Genomic DNA, 16,599 nt, shown 5'->3' with positions numbered 1-16,599 from the left:
TCGGCTCCGCCATCTTCAACCCGCTCGCCCCGGTCAACCACCCGGCTCTGGTCGCCGAGAGCGCTCATCGCCGAGGGCGCACTCGTGTGCGGCGATCCCTCCGAGGTGGTCGAGCAGTGCAAGCGCTGGGAGCGTGCCGGCGCCGACCAACTGGGCCTGTCCCTGCCCATCGGCCTGCCCTCGAGGACGCCTCGAACACCGTCCGGCTCATCGGCGAACCGTCATCGACACCGACCCAGTGCCCCGCACCACCCGCTGCCGGCTCGGCACCGGGCGCCGCCCGGGTCGACGGCGACCTGCAGACAGGGAAGTAGGCGATGGACGATCTCGAAGCCATCCGGCAACTCAAGGCACGCTACTTCAGGCTGCTCGACACCCAGGACTGGGGCGCCTTTCGGGATGTGTTCGCACCGGACCTGCACATCGAGGTCGAGCACGAGCCGCCGTTCGTCTTCGACGAGCGAGACGCCTACTTGACCGCGCTCCAGCCGATCCTGGCCGGCGTCCGGACCTGCCATCACGGGCACACCCCGGAGATCACGCTCACGGCCCCCGACCGGGCCACCGGGGTGTGGGCCATGGAGGACCACGTCTGGTACCCGAACGGCGCCACCCTCCACGGCTACGGCCATTACCACGAGACGTACGCCAAGGGGGACGACGGCGCCTGGCGCATCGTCTCCTTGCGACTCACCCGCCTGTGGGTTGACCAAACACACCCGACCGCCGGCTGACCGGCACCGCCGAGTCGCCCGTCTCCTGACCGGTTCGCCCGGCTCGTGCAGCTCCGAGTCGACCAGTCGACCGGTTCCGTGTCGACTTCGACCTTCGCGGACGAACCTCATCCACCACTCCTCAAGGAGGCTCCCTTGCCCGTCATCAAGCCGCAGGAGATACCGCAGAACGGGGGCGGCCGCTGGCCTCACACCGGCTTCCGCTCGGTGCAGTGGGGCGACATGGAAGTCGGCTGGACCGTGGTCGACGGCCCCATCGACTGCACCTCTGGTTACAAGGGCCTGCCGGGCGACGTGTGCCAGTGCCCGCACTACGCCTACGTCCTCAAGGGCCGGGTGCGCTGCGTCTACCCGGGCTCCGACTGGCCGGACGAGGTCGCCAGCGCCGGCGAGGCTTACTTCTTCCCCGCAGGCCACAGCCTCATCTACGAGGAGGCCAGCGAGGTACTGGAGTTCAACCCCGCCGCCGCCCTGCAAACCCTGATGAACCACTTCGAGGAGACCATGGCCAAAGGCTGGGACGGACACACGGACGGCAGCAGCTGACGGATGATGAGGCATCTGCCGGCCAACGCCGCCCGAGATGACGCCCGCCTGGCTGTCGTCGGTTCTCTCCGTCGGCGGCCGGGAGGGGCGGTCCGTCACGGCGGTCCAAGTCGACTGCGTCATCGACGGATCGCCGCAAAGGGCCGACTGCCCGGCCGTCAGTAATCGTCCGTGGGCTCGTAGAGGCCGGCGAACTCCAGCTTGCCGTTGCGGACACGGCCGTAGTGCAGCCAGTCACCCTTGAACAGCTGGTGGTCGTAGGGCCCTCCGGCGATATGGGTGTGGGGGCCGCCGGTGACGGCGGGCATGAAGCGGATCCGCTCCAGACCCTCCTTCACTCCGGGCCCGGTCAGGACGGGGGCCCGGTGCAGGGCCTCCACCACGACCGCGGCCATGTCGTAGGCAAGGCCCGGGATGGCGTTGGGCCACATCCAGGGATCCTCCCCGTAGCGGGAGACGAAGCGGTCGCGGAAGGTGTGCATGCGCGGATTGTCGGGGCACCACTGGTCGATCCCCACCCAGCCTTCCAGCTGTTCGAATCCCCAGATGTACTGCATAAAGGCGGTGGTCATGATCCGGGGAGGGTCCCAGGCGAGCTTCTCCAGGGCCTGCCGTACCGCTCCTGAGACGACAAGGCCGCCGTATCCGAGCCAGACCAGAGCGTCGGCGTCGGCGGATCGCAGGGCCGCGAGCTTTTCGGCCAGCTGATCGGCGGTGGTGGCGGCGCTCACCGACTCCATGGCCGCGATCGACACTCCCAGTCGGCGGCACTCCTGCCGGAAGAACCGGAAGTACTCCTCCGCGATCGGCGACCAGGGGCTCACCACTGCCGCGCTGCGGTGGCCGTTGCGTTTCAACCAGTTGACCATCAGGGCCGGGTCGCCGCCGACGTCGCCGTTTCCGAGCCGGAAGCAGTACTCCCCGTGGAAGGCGTCGGTTCCGCACATGCTGATCAACGGCACCCGACGGGCGTTGGCGTGCTCGGCCAGGACCATGGCCGAGTCGGTGTAGTTTGCTCCCACCACCGCCAGGCAGCCTTCGTCGACGAGCCGGTGGAACGCGTCGACGCCGCTCTTGGCCGAGCCCTGGGGCAATCCGGCCTCGTCCTCCATGACGAACTCGTAGGGACGGTCGAGGACTCCGCGTTCGACGCCCTCCTCGAAGGCCATCCGGATCTCGCGCTCGAAACGCGCCCACTCCATGCCGAGCCAGCCGACCTTGATCGGCGCCAGCCCCAGCCAGCGCTCCTCGATCGATGCCATGATGCTGGCCCTTTCAGTACTGGGTGGTGAGTCCGCCGTCGCAGATGTATGCGGCGCCGGTCAGATAGCGGGCCTCGTCGGAAGCCAGGAACGCGGCGAGGGCGCCGGCGTCCTCAGGCGTTCCCATCCTCTTCAGCGGGGCGTTTCGCTCCATGGCCTGGCGGGCGGCGTCTGTATCCGGATACTGGCCCATGTCGACCCGCCGCTCGAAGGACGCGCGGAGCAGGGGCGTGTCGATGGTGCCGAAATGAATGGAGTTGACCCGGACGTTCTTGCCGCCGAGTTCTCGGGCCGCACACATGGACAGCATGCGTACCGCGGCCTTGGAGACGTTGTACGTGAGGTTGGTCGGGTCGGCGAGGTAGGCGCCGACGGACGAGTTGTTGATGATCGCTGTGCCGCCGGGCCACCGGTCCGCCCGCTCGATCAGTGAGCCCATGCACGTCTTGATACCGATGAACTGGCTCTCGAAGTTCACGCTCATGCCCCTGCGCACGTCCTCCAGGGAGAGGGTCGCGAGTGACCCACCGAAGCTGGCGCCGGCGTTGTTGACGAGGATGTCGAGGCCGCCGAACCGGTCGAACACTGCGGCGTGGGTCTGTTCCCAATCCGCCTCGGACGAGACTTCCTGACGTAGGAACAGCAGACGGTCGACGCCGAACTCGCTCGCCGCGATCTTCAGCGACTCTTCGCCCATCTCCGTGTCGATGTCGGTGAACACCACGCCGTCGGCGCCGGAGCGCAGCAGGGCCTTCACAATGCCCTGTCCGATACCGTCGGGCTGACCCGCACCGGTGACCAGCGCGACTCGGCCATGCAGGTTCGTCATGTCACGTCCTCCGTCTCAACACTCGGGCTTCTTGACTGCTGGGGATTTCACTGTTGGGGGCTGGTTCCGCCGCCGGGTCTCGGCTGCTCCCTCACTCTGTGCGAACGAGTCCCTTGAGCATCTCCGCCGGGTCGCGCGGCGGGCTGAGCGTCTGCAGTACGTTGGCGCGTGCCGCCACACTGGCCTTGCCGAGATCGTCGTGGGTGAAGACCCAGAAGTCTCCGCGGGCGACCCCCTCGAGCAGGTGCTCGGCAGCCTCGAGAGGACTGAGGGCGACTGTGTCGTTGGCGTGCTGTAGCGCGTCGAACACCTGGTTGGCCATGGGGTTGTCGGTGGGTGCGTCACGCCGGGCGGCAGCGAAGATCTGGCTGCGCACCGCGTGCGGCAGGACCACGGAGACCTGGATCGGCGCACCCACCAGCGCAAGCTCCTGGTGCAGGCACTCGGTCAGCGCCAGAACGGCATGCTTGCTCACGATGTACGGCGCTTGGAGCGGCGCGGTCGCCACACCTCCCACCGAGGAGATGTTGACGATCGTCGCCGGTGCGCCGGCCTGGATCATCCGGGGCACGAAGGCTCGCAGCCCGTGGAAGACGCCGCTGACATTGATGCCCATGACCTTGTTCCAGCGGTCCGCTCCGACCTCCCAGATCAGGCCGGCATTCTCCACACCCGCGTTGTTCACCAGCAACTCGACCGTGCCGTGGGCCTTCAACAGGGAGGCGGCCATCGCCTCCACGGCGTCGGCGTCGGCGACGTCGACCTGGTACGAGGCCGCCGACGCACCCTGCGCGCACAGATCGTTCGCGACACCCCGGGCCGCATCGGCGTCGATGTCCGCGACCACGACATGCATGCCAAGTGCGGCGAGATGGCGGACGAGGCCTTCCCCTATGCCGGAACCCGCTCCGGTCACCACCGCCGTTCCGCCGTTGAACCTCTGTGCTGCGCTCAACTTGACTCTCCGTCCGTGTGAAGGGATGGGATTCGCCACGAGGGCTACCGGGTGGTGCCCACCATCATCGTGAGCAGGCGAATCGGCTTGTCCCCGTGGTTGCGCCAGGCGTGCCTGGTGCCCCGCTGCACGACGCAGTCGCCGGGTTGCAGGACGGTGGAACCCTCGTCGAGGAGCAGTTCCACGGGGCCGTCGAGGATGAAGACGTAGTCGATGGTGTCCGTCTGGTGGAACCCCTCGGCGTCGATGTCCTGGTGGATGTCCCCCTGCTGCTCGCTCACCTGCGCCAGCGCCGCGCGGACCACATGGTCCGGGTCCAGGGAGACGATGCGGAAGTATGTGGCGCCGGGTGTCGGCTGCAGCGGCTGCGGGCTCGCCCCGGGGTCGCTTCCGTAGGGCAGCTCCGGGGTGGCCATCCAGATCTCGTCGCACCAGATGTTCGGTGCCTCTGAGTCGGTGAGAATCCGCGACTTCCCGTCGCTCTCATCGGTGATCACTCTACGGACGGTCATGGTCAACTCCTTGCGTCAGGCCGTTTTCGGCTTCGGTTCGGTACCGGGCCTGGACCGATCCGGGCGCGAGAGTGCTTCAGCCCGCGGCTGCCTCGGCGAAGGCAGCGAGTTCGCCGAGGATGTCCGGTCCTACGGGGTTGTAGACGACCTCGGCGATGCCCGCGGCACCGGTCTGGTCGAGCCGGGTGCGGATGGACTCGGCGTCGCCCGTCCAGCCCTGGCTCAGGATGGCGGCGCCCGCGGCCTGGACGCCGGCCCGGTCGCGGTCGGTCATGTAGCACAGGTGGCCCTCGTGTACGGCGAGATGCCGCTCATGGTCTGGCCGGGCCGGGAGCATCGCCTCGCGCCAGACCGCGCCGCCCGGTGTCTGGTCGAGGGCCTGCGGCCACATTTCCCAGATGCCGTGGAAGCCGGTGCTGTACTGAGGTCCGATGGCTTCGACGAGGCGAGGGGTGGTGTGGTCTTCGCCCGGACGAATGACGGTGCCGTTGATCAGGAGTGCGTTGGACTTCCAGGCGTGGTGTTCGCCTTGCTGGGGAGGGGAGCTCAGGATGACGCCGTCGAGGTCCAGTTGCCGCGACACTTCGAAGCCCTTGGGCCCGCTGGGTGCGGACCAGATCGGGGTGGTGATCGGGCCGTCGGGTGCCCAGCCGGACGAGTGGATCATCTGGGTGGCGAGGCCGTCGATCTCGACGACCTCCCCGGCGAGCAGACCGCGGATCTGGCGGATGCAGGTGGCGAGTTCCGACCATTTCATCGGCTTCTGGCCCATGGCTCGGCAGGCGGTGAATCCGGCGCCGAAGGCGACAGTGAGCCGATCGGGGGACAGTTCCTCGATGGACGCGATCGCCGACGCGGTCACCATCGGGTGGCGGGTGCTGGGCACGGCGACGCCGGTTCCGAGCTTGATGCGCTGGGTCTGCTCGGCGAGCCGGCCGAGCGCCACCCAGATGTCCCCGTACAGCGCAGGCGAGTCGAACAGCCACAACCGTTCGTATCCCAGGTGTTCGGCGGCGAGTGCGTAGTCGACGACGTCCTTGCTGGGTGGCAGTGCCACGGAAAGTGCCGGTCGGGTCATGGGGTTTGACCACCTTCTGCCGGTTCGGGATGCGGGAGAGCGGGTGGCGCCGTTACGGGCGGCCGCCGGCCTCGTCCGGCCCGCTCTCTGCGGTGCGCACAGCAGGCCGGGGGTGAAGCGGAGTGGGCAAGCGACGCTTCTGATGACCGTCGGGACAGCCGGGTTCCGTCGTGCTCCCGGAGGCTCATCTGAGGGGCGGTCAGCGGGCTGAGGCGAAGTCGGTCGGATCATCTTCGGCCAGGGCCTCGACCAGGAGTCCGTGCAGCTCGGCGCGGTCCTCCTCCGGCAAGCGCCCCATCGGCAGCAGGCGCGCATCGGCGCGCTGCTCCATGGTGAGCCCGGGCCCGAAGCGGTCCAGGAGCGAGGCATCGCCGGTGATCTGCACAAGAGCCGTCAGCAGGAGCGCGGGATCTCCCCCAGGAAGGTGCTTCTCGAGCTCGGCCCTGTCGGGGCGGCTGGGTGGCACGTGCAGGTCAATGAGGCGGTGCGAACGCGTCGTTGAGGTCATGCGGCGACTCCCGAGCCGACCGGTCTCTGTGTTGTGACGGTCAGTCAAACCACGTCACCGTGTGTTGTCAACCATTTGGACTGCAAGATAGGATCCAATTTTGGATGATCATTCTCGCGGAAGGACGGTCTCATGGCATTCGCTCTCCGTGCGGTCTCCGAGCTTCCCGAGCACCTGCAGGAACTCCGGGCCGAGGTCCGGGACTTCCTCGAGAAGGAGACCGCAGCCGGTGCCTTCAGGCCGCAGAACGACGCCTGGATGTCAGGGATCGATCAGAGCTTCAGCAGACGGCTCGCCCAGCGCGGGTGGGTCGGCATGACGATCCCTCCCGAGTACGGGGGGCACGGCCGCTCCGCCCTGGAACGCTACGTGGTGACAGAGGAGTTACTGGCCGCCGGGGCACCGGTGGCCGCACACTGGATCGCCGACCGGCAGATGGCGCCGAGCATGCTGCGTAACGGAACAGAAGAACAGAAACGCCGTTACCTCCCCGGCATCGCGGCAGCTGAGAGCTTCTTCGCGATCGGCATGTCGGAGCCGGACTCCGGCTCCGACCTCGCCTCCGTCCGCACGCGCGCGATCGAGACGGACGACGGATGGAGACTGACCGGTACCAAGGTCTGGACGAGCGTGGCGCACATCGCGACCGCGATGATCGTGCTCGCGCGCACCGACCCCACCGACGACAGGCACCGCGGGCTCTCCCAGTTCATCGTGGACCTGCCCCACCCGCGGATCCGGATCCGGCCGATCATCACCATCGACGGCGCTCACCAATTCAACGAGGTGGTCTTCGACGATGCGCTCATCCCGCCGTCCGCGCTCCTCGGCGCACGCGGCGACGGGTGGCGCCAGGTGACCGCCGAGCTCGGCAATGAGCGCTCCGGACCCGAGCGGCTGCTGAGCACACTGCCGCTGCTGCGCGAGTGGTCACGCTCGACCCGCGCCGCCGCGGACCCGGTAGCCCGCGCGGACCTCGGCCGACTGGTCACCCGACTGGTGGCCCTGCGTGAGCTCTCCCTGTCCGTCGCCGACCTGCTGGACCGCGGAGAGCAGCCCTCCGTCGAGGCGGCTCTGGTGAAGGACCTGGGGACCGCCTTCGAAGGCGACGTCGTGGACGTCGTGCGAAGGCACACGGGTCCGGAGCCCTCGGCCGACTCGGGCCTCGCCTCCATGCTCGCCGAAGCGGTCGCACACGTACCCGCCTTCACGCTGCGCGGAGGCACCAACGAAGTCCTGCGCTCCATCGTCGCGAAGGGACTCAGTGACTGATGAGCGATCATCTGGAAGACCTGACCGTCGCCGTCCGGGATGTGTTCGCGGGGCGGCACCCCGTGGGCTCGTCGCCGCCGGCCGGGTCCGACCGGAAGCTGTGGGACGACCTCGAACGGCTCGGATTCACCTCCCTCACGGTTCCCGAGGAGCTGGGGGGCGCGGGCGGCACCTTGCGGGATGCGGCCGTTCTGGTCCGTGAGGCCGCTTCCGCGAGCGCCGCCATCCCACTGGCCGAAGCACTGTTCCTCGCCGGTCCGCTGCTGGCCGCCGCACAGGCCGCCCTGCCTGCCGGCATGCTCACGGCCGCCACCGGCGACATCACCGCCGAGACAGGGTCCTGCGGATCCTGGCGGCTGAGCGGGTCGCTGTCCCGGGTCCCCTGGCTGCGCTCCGCCGATTTTCTGCTCACCCTGGCCGACACTCCGCAGGGCCCGGCCGTCTCACTGGTCTCGACCGACGAGCCCGGGCTGCGCGTGTCGCCCGGGGAGAACCTCGCCGGAGAGCAGCGCGACAGCGCGATTCTCGACGGAGTCGAGGCCTACGAGATCCACTGGCCGGCCGACGTCTGCCGGCAGGGCGAGCTGTCGCTGTACGGGGCAGCGGCGCGAGCGGCGCAGCTGGCGGGTGCCGCACGCGCCGTTCTGGACGCCACGTCCCGGTACGTTTCCGAACGGGTGCAGTTCGGCAGGCCCCTGGTCCGCTTCCAGGCGGTGCAGCAGCAGCTTGCGCAGCTCGCGGGTGCTGTGGTCACGGTCGAGGTCTCGGCGGACGCCGCCGTACTGGCCCTCGCGGAGGGCACACGCCACAGGGAACTGGCCGTGGCTTCGGCCAAGGCCGAGGCTTCAGCGCTGGCCCGGCAGATCACGGCAATCGCCCATCAGTTGCACGGCGCGATCGGTTTCACTCGCGAACATCGGCTCGGCGCCCACACCACACGCCTGTGGTCGTGGCGTGAGGAGTACGGCAACGAGCTCTACTGGCAGCGCCGAAGCGCCGACCTGGTGGCGGAGGCGGACGACCTGTGGCAATTGGTCTCCGGCGCGGACCTCAAGGTCCACAACCGCACAACGCAAGGGAGCCGTACCGGTGTCAGCTGAACGCGATCTCAAGTCGGCGCGGCGAGACGCCTGGACGGCGGCGCCGGAAGCCCAGGGCGTCCTCAAAGGCCTGCGTGTACTCGATCTCAGCAGGGTCCTTGCCGGACCGTACTGCGCCCAGATGCTCTCCGATCACGGAGCCGCTGTCATCAAGGTCGAGGGACCGGGGGGCGACGAGACGCGTTCCTGGGGACCGCCCTTCCATACGGACGGAACGAGCGCCTACTACCACGGTCTGAACCGCAACAAGCGCAACGTGTCCCTGGACCTTTCCACGCCCGCGGGCCGGGAGGTCCTCGCCCGCCTCATCGCCGAAGCCGATGTGGTGGTGGAGAACTTCAAGTCCGGGACCATGGCCCGATGGGGTCTGGGCTATGAGGACGTCCTGGCCGAACGGCATCCCCGGCTCGTGTACTGCCGTATCAGCGGATTCGGAACCGACGGTCCACTGGGCGGCCTGCCGGGTTACGACGCCGTCCTGCAGGCCCACGGCGGCCTCATGAGCATCAACGGGTACCCCGACCGGGAGCCGTTGCGCGTCGGGGTGCCGATCGTCGATCTCATGGCCGCCAACCTCGCCTTCAGCGGGATCCTGCTCGCCCTGCACGACCGCAGCGCCGGCGGTCTCGGCCAGCTCGTCGACATCGCGCTCCTGGATGCCGTGATCTCGCTGCTCCATCCGCACTCGGCAAGTTGGACTGCAGACGGGCGCACCCCGCGGCGTACCGGTGGGGCCCATCCCGTTGTCGCCCCCTATCAGCTCTTCCGCACGCGGACCGGCGACATCTTCATCAGTGCCGCCAACAACCGCCAGTTCAGAGCGCTCATGACCGTCCTCGGTCGGCCCGAGACCGCCGACGATCCCCGCTTCGCCGACAACGCCGGACGCATCACGCACCTCTCGGAGCTCATCGCATTGCTGTCCTCTCTGGTCAGCGAGCGGGACAGCGGCCCACTGGGCCAGGAGCTCATCGCGGCAGGCGTCCCGGCAGGCCCGGTGAACGACGTCGGTACCGCTCTGAGCGACCCCCAGGTGGCCCACCGCGAACTGTTCGTCGACGACGACGGCTACCGCGGCGTCGGTGTGCCGATCTCCTTCAGCCGCTCGACCACCCGCAGGCCTACCGCCCCGGTTGCTCGCGGCGCCGACACGGCTGCCGTCCTGGACGGGCTCGGCTACGAGGAGGAGGAGATCGTGCGGCTGAAGGCCGAAGGGGCATTCGGATCGTGAGCGGGCCCGGCTGGACACCACGCAAGCAAAGCAACGAGAAGATGCAGGGCAATCAGGTACCCGAAGCCTAACGAGTGGTACAGCCTCGCACTCCCCTCATCGAAGGAAGCAGGACATGACCGATCAAGCCCCCCACGAGCCCCCGGCCATCGTGAACCTCAGCGACGGCGTGGCGCGACTGACCCTGAACAACCCACGCCGTAAAAACGCCATCACCCTGCAGATGGCCGCGCTGATCGAGGACTTCTGCCGCTCGGTCCACGCCGACGAGACCATCGGCGCCGTCCTGGTCGACGCGGTCGGCGGCTACTTCTGCAGCGGCGCCGACACCCGGGATCTAGGCCAGTCCTCCGCCGATCCGGCCGCCCCCAAATCAGTCGCCCGCACCTCCGCCGTCTACAGCGCGTTCGTGGAGATCGGCAGGCTCCCCGTCCCCAGTGTGTCCCTGGTCGTTGGCGGAGCTGTCGGCGCCGGTCTCAATCTCGCCCTGGCCACGGACCTCATGCTGGTCACCGCAGACGCCGTACTGGACAGCGGCTTCCTCGCCCGCGGCATCCATCCCGGCGGCGGGCACCTGTCCCTGCTCGGGCGTGCGGCCGGATACCAACAGGCCATTGCCCTTGGAGGGCTTGGCATCCCGCTGTCCGGCGCTGAAGCCGTCCGCCGCGGGCTGGCCTGGCAGACCGCCGATCCTGAGGACATGCTCGACGCCGCGGAGGCACTCGTGGCCAAGGCGGCCGCGGATCCCGAACTGGCCCGCCGCATCAAGAACAGCGCCGTCCTGGAAGTCGGGCCACCGGCCATTCCCTGGACGGCCGCGATCGAGGTGGAACGAGGCGTTCAGATGTGGTCGTTCGGCCGCAAGGGCCGGACGGGCTGGGACCGCAAACCCTCGAAACCCCATGTCGTGGCTGAGCCCTAGACCTGTCGGCCCTGTTTCGGTGCGCCGTGGCGCAACCCAGGGTTCCGTAAACTGCATCCAGCATCGTATGTGGATGTCGCCACCCCCCTCTGCGTCACCGAAAGGGCGAACGTTGCCGACCGAAAAGACGACACAGCCCCGGCCCAGGTCGAAGGCGGTAGAGAGAGTGATCGTCGAACTAAGGCGAATGATCTCGTCCGGCGAACTCCTTCCGGGACAGCAGATCCGCCAGGAATTCATGGCCGAGCAACTGGGTGTCAGTCGCCTACCGGTTCGCGAGGGTCTGCGCCAACTGGCCGCCGATGGCCTGGTGAGCCACGTCCACAACGTCGGATATACGGTTACCAGGCTGAGCCAGAGCGAGTTCGACCAGATCTATCTGATGCGCAGGCTCCTGGAAACCGAGATCATCGGCAGTCTTCCCATTCCGCCGACCGCGGAGCGACTCCAGCAAGTGATCGACCTGAACGACAGAATTGTCGCTGCGGCCGAACGGCTCGACCTGGTCGAGATGCGCTTGTTGAACCATGAGTTCCACTTCGCGATTTTCCGGCTGAGTGGCCTGAAAATGGTCATCGACGAGATCGAACGGCTGTGGAACTGGGCCGCCCCCTACCACTCGGTCTATCTGGTCTCCCCCGACAGTCGCCGGGCAGTTCTAGAGGAACACGCAGCCATGATCGACGCGCTGAGCGACGGCGACAACGGCCGTCTCGCGGAACTCATGGACCAGCATCGCCATGGCTCCGAAACACAACTCGCTCTCATGCTCGGCGGTGGAGCGATAGCCAGACCCGTGCCGTCCTGATCCTGCCCGGCTTCCTCGCCATCGCCGCCCCCGTCACCCTTTTCGTGGCCCTGCGAACCGGGGCTCCCTGACTTCTGGCGCGGCCTGGCTGATGCCCCCTGTCGAAAGCATGACCCTGGGGCTGGTCCGACGTTGTTGATGGGTCGGATGGGCTGTCGTATGGTCCCGAGGATCCAGTGGCCTCGGGTATGGCTTGGGGATGGTTGCCTTCGATGGTTCCTGTGACTCCTGGCCGCCCGGGATCGCACGACGACTCGACCACTGATGAGGAGCTGCGAGCCCGCGGTATCGCTGAGTAGGACCATTCTGGCGAGGTCGTCCGGATGCACGGTGTACATCGAACGACCGGAGGAACACGTGGCCTGGAACTGGGCGGGAACCGACATCGGCAAAGCTCACCACCACACCGTTGTCCTGGACGGGGAGGGCGAGATGCTGCGCGAACCTGCCGGAGCCAGCCGTCGCGGACCACGTCGATGCCGTCTCGGGCTCCTGTAGGGAGGCCAGGTACCGGGCGATCGGGACGCCCGCCGGACCCGCCTGTTCGTGCAGCTTGATCGTGCGGCGGTCGCCGAGGCACTGGGCTCCCCCGGGCAGCTGCGCGCCATGGTCAACGCGGCTGGCATCTACCCTCCTCGCCGACTACAACGAGGCGACGTACCGGCGCGTCTTCGACGTGAACGTCCTCGGGACCCTCAACGTCACTGCCGAGGCCGTCCCCGCACTGCGCAGCGCCGGTGGCGGCACGGTCGTCAACTTCGCGTCCATCGACGCCTTCGCCGTCTCCCCGGGCCAGCTGCCCAGCAGCAAGATCGGGCGTGAGCGGTCCGCCCTGCCGGCACAGTGGAGGTCAGTGACAGCGTGACGCATCTCAGCTAGGACCGACGAGATTCCGCTGAGGGAGGGCGAACTGCGCTCGCGCTTCAACTACTGCGAGAGTCTGGCTGGATTGTGAGGAGCGTCCGAGCCGAATTGTCGTTCACCACAGTCCTGCATGCGCCTCCGGCGGCGTTGTAACCCCCGGCCCTCGTCACTGGCCCACCCTTCCGTCGATGCACTCGCGCAACAGGTCGGCGTGTCCGCAGTGACGGGCATACTCCTCGATCCTGTGCACCATCAGCTCCCGAACTGCGATCCCGTCCTTCCCCAGACGCTCGCTCAGATCCGGGTGCTCGGCCAGCGCGGCGTCGGTCGCGGCCTGTTCGCGCTCCAGATCGGAGTACGCAGCGTCGACCTCGGCCTGCTCGGCGACAGCTCCGTCGAAGTCCGCGTCACCCTCGCCGTACAGCTTCGGCAGCGGATCACCGTCGCTGATCCAGTTGCGCCAGTCCCGTTCCACCTCGACGAGGTGCCGAAGCAGGCCGAGCAGCGACATCGTCGACGGCGGAACCGACCGACGGGCCAGTTGCTTCGCATCCAGGCCCTCGCACTTCATCCGCAGGGTCATGCGGTAGTTCGTCAGGAAGTCCTGCAGCGTCGCAAGTTCGCCGTCCGGACTGACACCTTCGCTGTTGCGGGGGTCGTCGTCCGGGTCAGCCCACATGTCGGGGTAGATGGTTGCCCGGCTCCATCGTGCGGGTTGATCACTCATGCCTTCCATGCTCGTCCGTGAGAGCCCAAACTCGCTAGTCCCCGCCTTCGACGTGCGTGTCACGGTCGGCACTCTCGAGGATCTGGCCGGCAGTCTTGGTACAGACGAACGGGTCAGTCCCATGCGTTGGTGCCGGGGATTGCCATGCAGCCGCCCGGGCCGGCCGCCGTCGAGCGCGCCAAGGCGAGTGGTCGCTTGCATGCCGCGAACGACGGGGCGAAGACCGCGTGGGTGCCGGACGATCTGGTCGAAACCCGAGCGGCGAACCGGGCCGCAGCGGGATCTTCGCGACTCTGGGGACGCGGCGGCCGACGTGTTCGATGAAGGCGCAGACGTACACGATCGCCCCGTTCAACGTGGCGCGGCGGCAGGCCTGCGCCCACCCCATGAGTACTGCTATCTACACGGCTTGAGCGGAACGACGGCTCTCCGAACCGCCAGGCGAGCTGTGGCCCGGGGTCCTGGCACCCCCGCCGATGCCCCGGCCCCGTGCTCGTGCACTGGGCCAGGATGCAGTCGGGCGCTCATCCGGTGGCGTTCAGGCGCGCGACCGTGCGCAGGGCGGCTGGTGAGATGCGGCCGATGAGGCGTGCGGCCTTGGCCTCGAAGGTGACGGGCACGACCGGACGGCGGCGGAGTACGGCGCGGACGATCTGCTCGGCGACCTTTTCGGGCGGGTAGTTGCGCTTGGCGTACAAGCCGGAGAACTCGGCTTGTTTGGCGGCCTGTTGTTCGGGGGTCAGTCCGGAGAAGGTGGTGGTCCGGGTGATGTTGGTGTTGACGATGCCGGGGCAGATGGTGCTCACGCCGATGCCGGCGTCCACGAGCTCGGCGCGCAGGCAGTCCGACAGCATGGACACCGCCGCCTTGCTGGTGGCGTAGGCAGCCAGCACTTTGGAGGGCAGGTACGCGGCGGCGGAGGCGAGGTTGACGATGTGGCCGCCCTCGCCCCGCTCGGCCATGCGGGTACCGAAGGCGCGGCAGCCGTGGATGACGCCCCAGAGGTTGACGTCGAGGACTCGCTGCCATTCCTTCTCGGTGGTCTCCAGGAAGGTTCCGGAGTGGCCGATCCCGGCGTTGTTCACAAGGATGTCGGGGACTCCGTGCTCGGCGGCGACCTCGGCGGCGAAGGCTTCCACGGCCGGCCCGTCGGAGACGTCGAGCGGGTAGGCGTGGGCAGCGGGGCCCAGCAGGCGGGCGAGTTCGGCGGTGCGCTCGGCCGCATCCAGGTCGATGTCGCACACGACGACGTCCGCGCCGCGCTCGGCGAAGGCGAGCGCGGTGGCTCGTCCGATGCCGCTGCCTGCTCCGGTCACGACTGCCAGCCGCCCGGAGAAGGGCCTGCCGCCCGTCGCGCCCCCGCGACGCCCCGTCGACCGGATGCGGTGGGACCGGTCGAGGCCGGGAGGCGCGGCGGCACCCTCTGTGTGGGCGGCGAATTCACGGACCATGCGTGCCACGGTCGTTCCTTTCTCCAGCAGTGCCGACCAGTGGGTGGCGGGCAACGTACGCCGCCACAGGTTCGGGGCCCACTGTTCCAGGCCCTCGGCCAGTGCGGGGCTGACGTAGTGGTCCTTGGTCAGGGTGACGAGCTGCACCGGAACCTCGGTGGGGCGCTGCCGCGGGCGCAGCACTCTGGGCAGCATGTTGGCGCGGTACAGGCCGATGCCGCGCACCGCGTCGTCGCGGAGGGTCGGCTGCGGGTGCCCGGGCCGGGGCGTGACGCCCTCGAGGCGGTGGAGCACCTGGTCCCAGCGGCGGGCGAGGCCGTGGCACCAGACGGCGGGTGCGAGGAGTGGCAGGTGGAAGGCGGCGATGTACCAGGAGTGCGCGCCCTGGGCGAGGAGTTGGCCGAGGTGCCTGGGGGTCGGGCGGGTGAGCCGGCGCCTGATCCAGTGCCCGACGTGGTCCAGGCAGGGGCCCGACATGGTGGTGTACGAGGCGATGCGGTCGGCCGCCCGGGGGTCAGTGACCGCTTCCCAGGACTGGATGGAGCCCCAGTCGTGGGCGACGAGGTGAACGGGCCGATCGGGGCTGACCGCGTCGGCCACGGCCAACAGGTCGTCGGCGAGCTGCGGCAGTCGGTAGCCGGCGTGCCGCGCGGGGGCTTCGGAGCGGCCGGCGCCGCGCACGTCGTAGCGGACGACGTGGTGGTGTTCCGCGAGTACGGCACTGACGTCGTCCCACACGCGGTGGGTGTCGGGATAACCGTGCACCAGCAGCACGGTGGGCTTCTCGGGGTCGCCCTGCTCGTAGACGGCCAGGGCGACGTCACCGGAGATCACGGTGCGCTGGCGGGGCTCGGTTTCGGCAGGCGCCCCGGGCGTGGGGTTGTCGGCGGGTTCGGGAGCGGTGGTCATCGGGCCTGTTCCTTCGTCCAGCGGTGTACGTGGGGCAGATCGTCGTCGAGCCAGTAGGCGTCGTCCTCGGTGACCACGAGGAGTTCCTCGAACTTCAGCCCCACGTCGTGGAATCCGACGTGTGGTTCGACGGCCCACAGTCCGGGGGTGGGGGCGTGCCGGGAGGAGCGGCCGTCGGCCCACAGCGGGGAGCGGCCGTGGAGGCGTTCGCTGATCAGCTCGCGGCCGAGGGTCTGCAGGGTGCGTACGCCGAAGCCGAAGACGGTGGCCCCGGCCGGGCCCCGGGCCTTCATCCGGGTGACCTGGTGTCCGATGACCCTCCCCGGGTACACCTTGTGCCGGTTGTCGTAGCCGTGGTGGGCGATCAGGGCGTCGACGGCCTGGTAGATCTCGTTGAGCGGCTTGCGCGCCCGGACCTCTCGCAGGATCAGCTCGCGGTATTCGCGCAGGTCGAGGGCGATGCGGTCCCACACTGGGTTCTCTCCGACCTTGCCCGCGTAGCCGATGTCGGCGGTGTATCCGTCGACCACCGGGGCGCAGTCGAGGATGAAGGGCATGCCCTCCTCCAGGCGCCGGCGGCCGGCGAAGAACTGGATCGGGGTCTTGAAGTGCCGGAACGCGGTACGGTCGCCGAACCAGGCGAACGGGACGTGGAAGAAGTCCTCCACGCCTTCCCGCGTCAGCTCCCGGCGCAGTCGGGCGGCGGCCTGTCGTTCGGTCACGCCCGGCTCCAGCCAGTCGGCGACCCGTCCGGCGCACCGGTATGCCAGTTGCTGGAGCGCGCGGAAGCGGTCGAGGTCGGCGTCGTCGAACGGGAAGGCCGGGGCGGCTCGGCGCCTCCCGCTCGAGGGCTGGATCGGTGTGGTGGTCATCGGGGGCTCACTTCCAGGT

At 68.6% G+C, this 16,599-nt stretch carries 17 protein-coding genes and 1 pseudogene; 9 read left to right on the top strand and 9 right to left on the bottom strand.

Features of this window, described 5'->3' with window-relative positions:
* Window positions 1-63: 63 nt before the first annotated feature.
* The 3 genes and pseudogenes from ABT009_RS24925 to ABT009_RS24915 all read left to right on the top strand — a co-directional run.
* Window positions 64-262 (top strand): annotated as a pseudogene (locus ABT009_RS24925) (LLM class flavin-dependent oxidoreductase); the annotation flags it as partial.
* 55 nt (window positions 263-317) lie between these two features.
* Entirely contained in the window at window positions 318-734 is a 417-nt protein-coding gene (locus tag ABT009_RS24920) for a nuclear transport factor 2 family protein (protein WP_351298948.1), read from the top strand.
* Between the two features lie 135 nt (window positions 735-869).
* The gene (locus tag ABT009_RS24915; protein WP_351298945.1) at window positions 870-1,280 is read left to right on the top strand and encodes a cupin domain-containing protein; all 411 of its coding nucleotides are present in this window, start codon (window positions 870-872) and stop codon (window positions 1,278-1,280) included.
* Window positions 1,281-1,438: 158 nt separating this feature from the next.
* Here ABT009_RS24915 and ABT009_RS24910 read toward each other — a convergent pair whose 3' ends face one another.
* The 6 genes from ABT009_RS24910 to ABT009_RS24885 form a co-directional block, all read right to left on the bottom strand.
* Window positions 1,439-2,542 carry an ABC transporter substrate-binding protein gene (locus ABT009_RS24910; RefSeq protein WP_351298943.1) on the bottom strand — a complete coding sequence of 368 codons (1,104 nt, stop codon included), beginning with the start codon at window positions 2,540-2,542 and terminating at the stop codon, window positions 1,439-1,441.
* Between the two features lie 13 nt (window positions 2,543-2,555).
* Complete coding sequence (locus tag ABT009_RS24905; RefSeq protein WP_351298940.1) at window positions 2,556-3,371, bottom strand: SDR family NAD(P)-dependent oxidoreductase; 816 nt, start codon at window positions 3,369-3,371, stop codon at window positions 2,556-2,558.
* 91 nt (window positions 3,372-3,462) lie between these two features.
* Window positions 3,463-4,326 (bottom strand): SDR family NAD(P)-dependent oxidoreductase, encoded by an 864-nt coding sequence (locus ABT009_RS24900; RefSeq protein WP_351298937.1) that lies wholly within the window; start codon window positions 4,324-4,326, stop codon window positions 3,463-3,465.
* 44 nt (window positions 4,327-4,370) lie between these two features.
* Window positions 4,371-4,838, bottom strand: coding sequence for a cupin domain-containing protein (locus ABT009_RS24895; RefSeq protein WP_351298934.1), 468 nt, complete (start codon window positions 4,836-4,838; stop codon window positions 4,371-4,373).
* Between the two features lie 76 nt (window positions 4,839-4,914).
* Window positions 4,915-5,916, bottom strand: a complete 1,002-nt coding sequence (locus ABT009_RS24890) for an LLM class flavin-dependent oxidoreductase (RefSeq protein ID WP_351298932.1) — start codon at window positions 5,914-5,916, stop codon at window positions 4,915-4,917.
* 199 nt (window positions 5,917-6,115) lie between these two features.
* Complete coding sequence (locus ABT009_RS24885; protein ID WP_351298929.1) at window positions 6,116-6,424, bottom strand: hypothetical protein; 309 nt, start codon at window positions 6,422-6,424, stop codon at window positions 6,116-6,118.
* Window positions 6,425-6,556: 132 nt separating this feature from the next.
* On the opposite strand from ABT009_RS24885, the gene ABT009_RS24880 reads away from it, so the two are divergent.
* The 6 genes from ABT009_RS24880 (at window position 6,557) to ABT009_RS24855 (ending at window position 12,622) form a co-directional block, all read left to right on the top strand.
* Window positions 6,557-7,696: an acyl-CoA dehydrogenase family protein gene (locus tag ABT009_RS24880; protein WP_351298926.1), complete on the top strand. Its 1,140-nt coding sequence runs from the start codon at window positions 6,557-6,559 to the stop codon at window positions 7,694-7,696.
* The gene (locus ABT009_RS24875) at window positions 7,696-8,796 is read left to right on the top strand and encodes an acyl-CoA dehydrogenase family protein (RefSeq protein WP_351298923.1); all 1,101 of its coding nucleotides are present in this window, start codon (window positions 7,696-7,698) and stop codon (window positions 8,794-8,796) included. The genes ABT009_RS24880 and ABT009_RS24875 overlap by 1 nt, the downstream gene beginning before the upstream one ends.
* A complete protein-coding gene (locus ABT009_RS24870) occupies window positions 8,786-10,027 on the top strand; it encodes a CaiB/BaiF CoA transferase family protein (RefSeq protein WP_351298921.1) in 1,242 nt (413 codons plus the stop codon). Before ABT009_RS24875 ends, ABT009_RS24870 begins: the two co-directional genes overlap by 11 nt.
* Before the next feature lie 115 nt (window positions 10,028-10,142).
* Window positions 10,143-10,949 carry an enoyl-CoA hydratase-related protein gene (locus tag ABT009_RS24865; RefSeq protein ID WP_351298918.1) on the top strand — a complete coding sequence of 269 codons (807 nt, stop codon included), beginning with the start codon at window positions 10,143-10,145 and terminating at the stop codon, window positions 10,947-10,949.
* 166 nt (window positions 10,950-11,115) lie between these two features.
* Window positions 11,116-11,757 (top strand): GntR family transcriptional regulator, encoded by a 642-nt coding sequence (locus ABT009_RS24860; RefSeq protein ID WP_351298915.1) that lies wholly within the window; start codon window positions 11,116-11,118, stop codon window positions 11,755-11,757.
* Between the two features lie 676 nt (window positions 11,758-12,433).
* Entirely contained in the window at window positions 12,434-12,622 is a 189-nt protein-coding gene (locus ABT009_RS24855; RefSeq protein WP_351298912.1) for a hypothetical protein, read from the top strand.
* A 165-nt stretch (window positions 12,623-12,787) separates the two neighbouring features.
* Here ABT009_RS24855 and ABT009_RS24850 read toward each other — a convergent pair whose 3' ends face one another.
* The 3 genes from ABT009_RS24850 to ABT009_RS24840 all read right to left on the bottom strand — a co-directional run bounded on the left by ABT009_RS24850 (window position 12,788) and on the right by ABT009_RS24840 (window position 16,580).
* Window positions 12,788-13,348, bottom strand: coding sequence for a DinB family protein (locus ABT009_RS24850; protein ID WP_351298909.1), 561 nt, complete (start codon window positions 13,346-13,348; stop codon window positions 12,788-12,790).
* Window positions 13,349-13,872: 524 nt separating this feature from the next.
* Window positions 13,873-15,708, bottom strand: coding sequence for an SDR family oxidoreductase (locus ABT009_RS24845; protein ID WP_351298906.1), 1,836 nt, complete (start codon window positions 15,706-15,708; stop codon window positions 13,873-13,875).
* Entirely contained in the window at window positions 15,705-16,580 is an 876-nt protein-coding gene (locus ABT009_RS24840; RefSeq protein WP_351298903.1) for a M24 family metallopeptidase, read from the bottom strand. The genes ABT009_RS24845 and ABT009_RS24840 overlap by 4 nt, the downstream gene beginning before the upstream one ends.
* Window positions 16,581-16,599 lie beyond the last annotated feature (19 nt).

The organism is Streptomyces sp. NPDC002896 (genome assembly GCF_040295225.1).
Lineage (GTDB): Bacteria > Actinomycetota > Actinomycetes > Streptomycetales > Streptomycetaceae > Streptomyces.
This window is presented reverse-complemented; position numbering and strand designations above follow the sequence as displayed.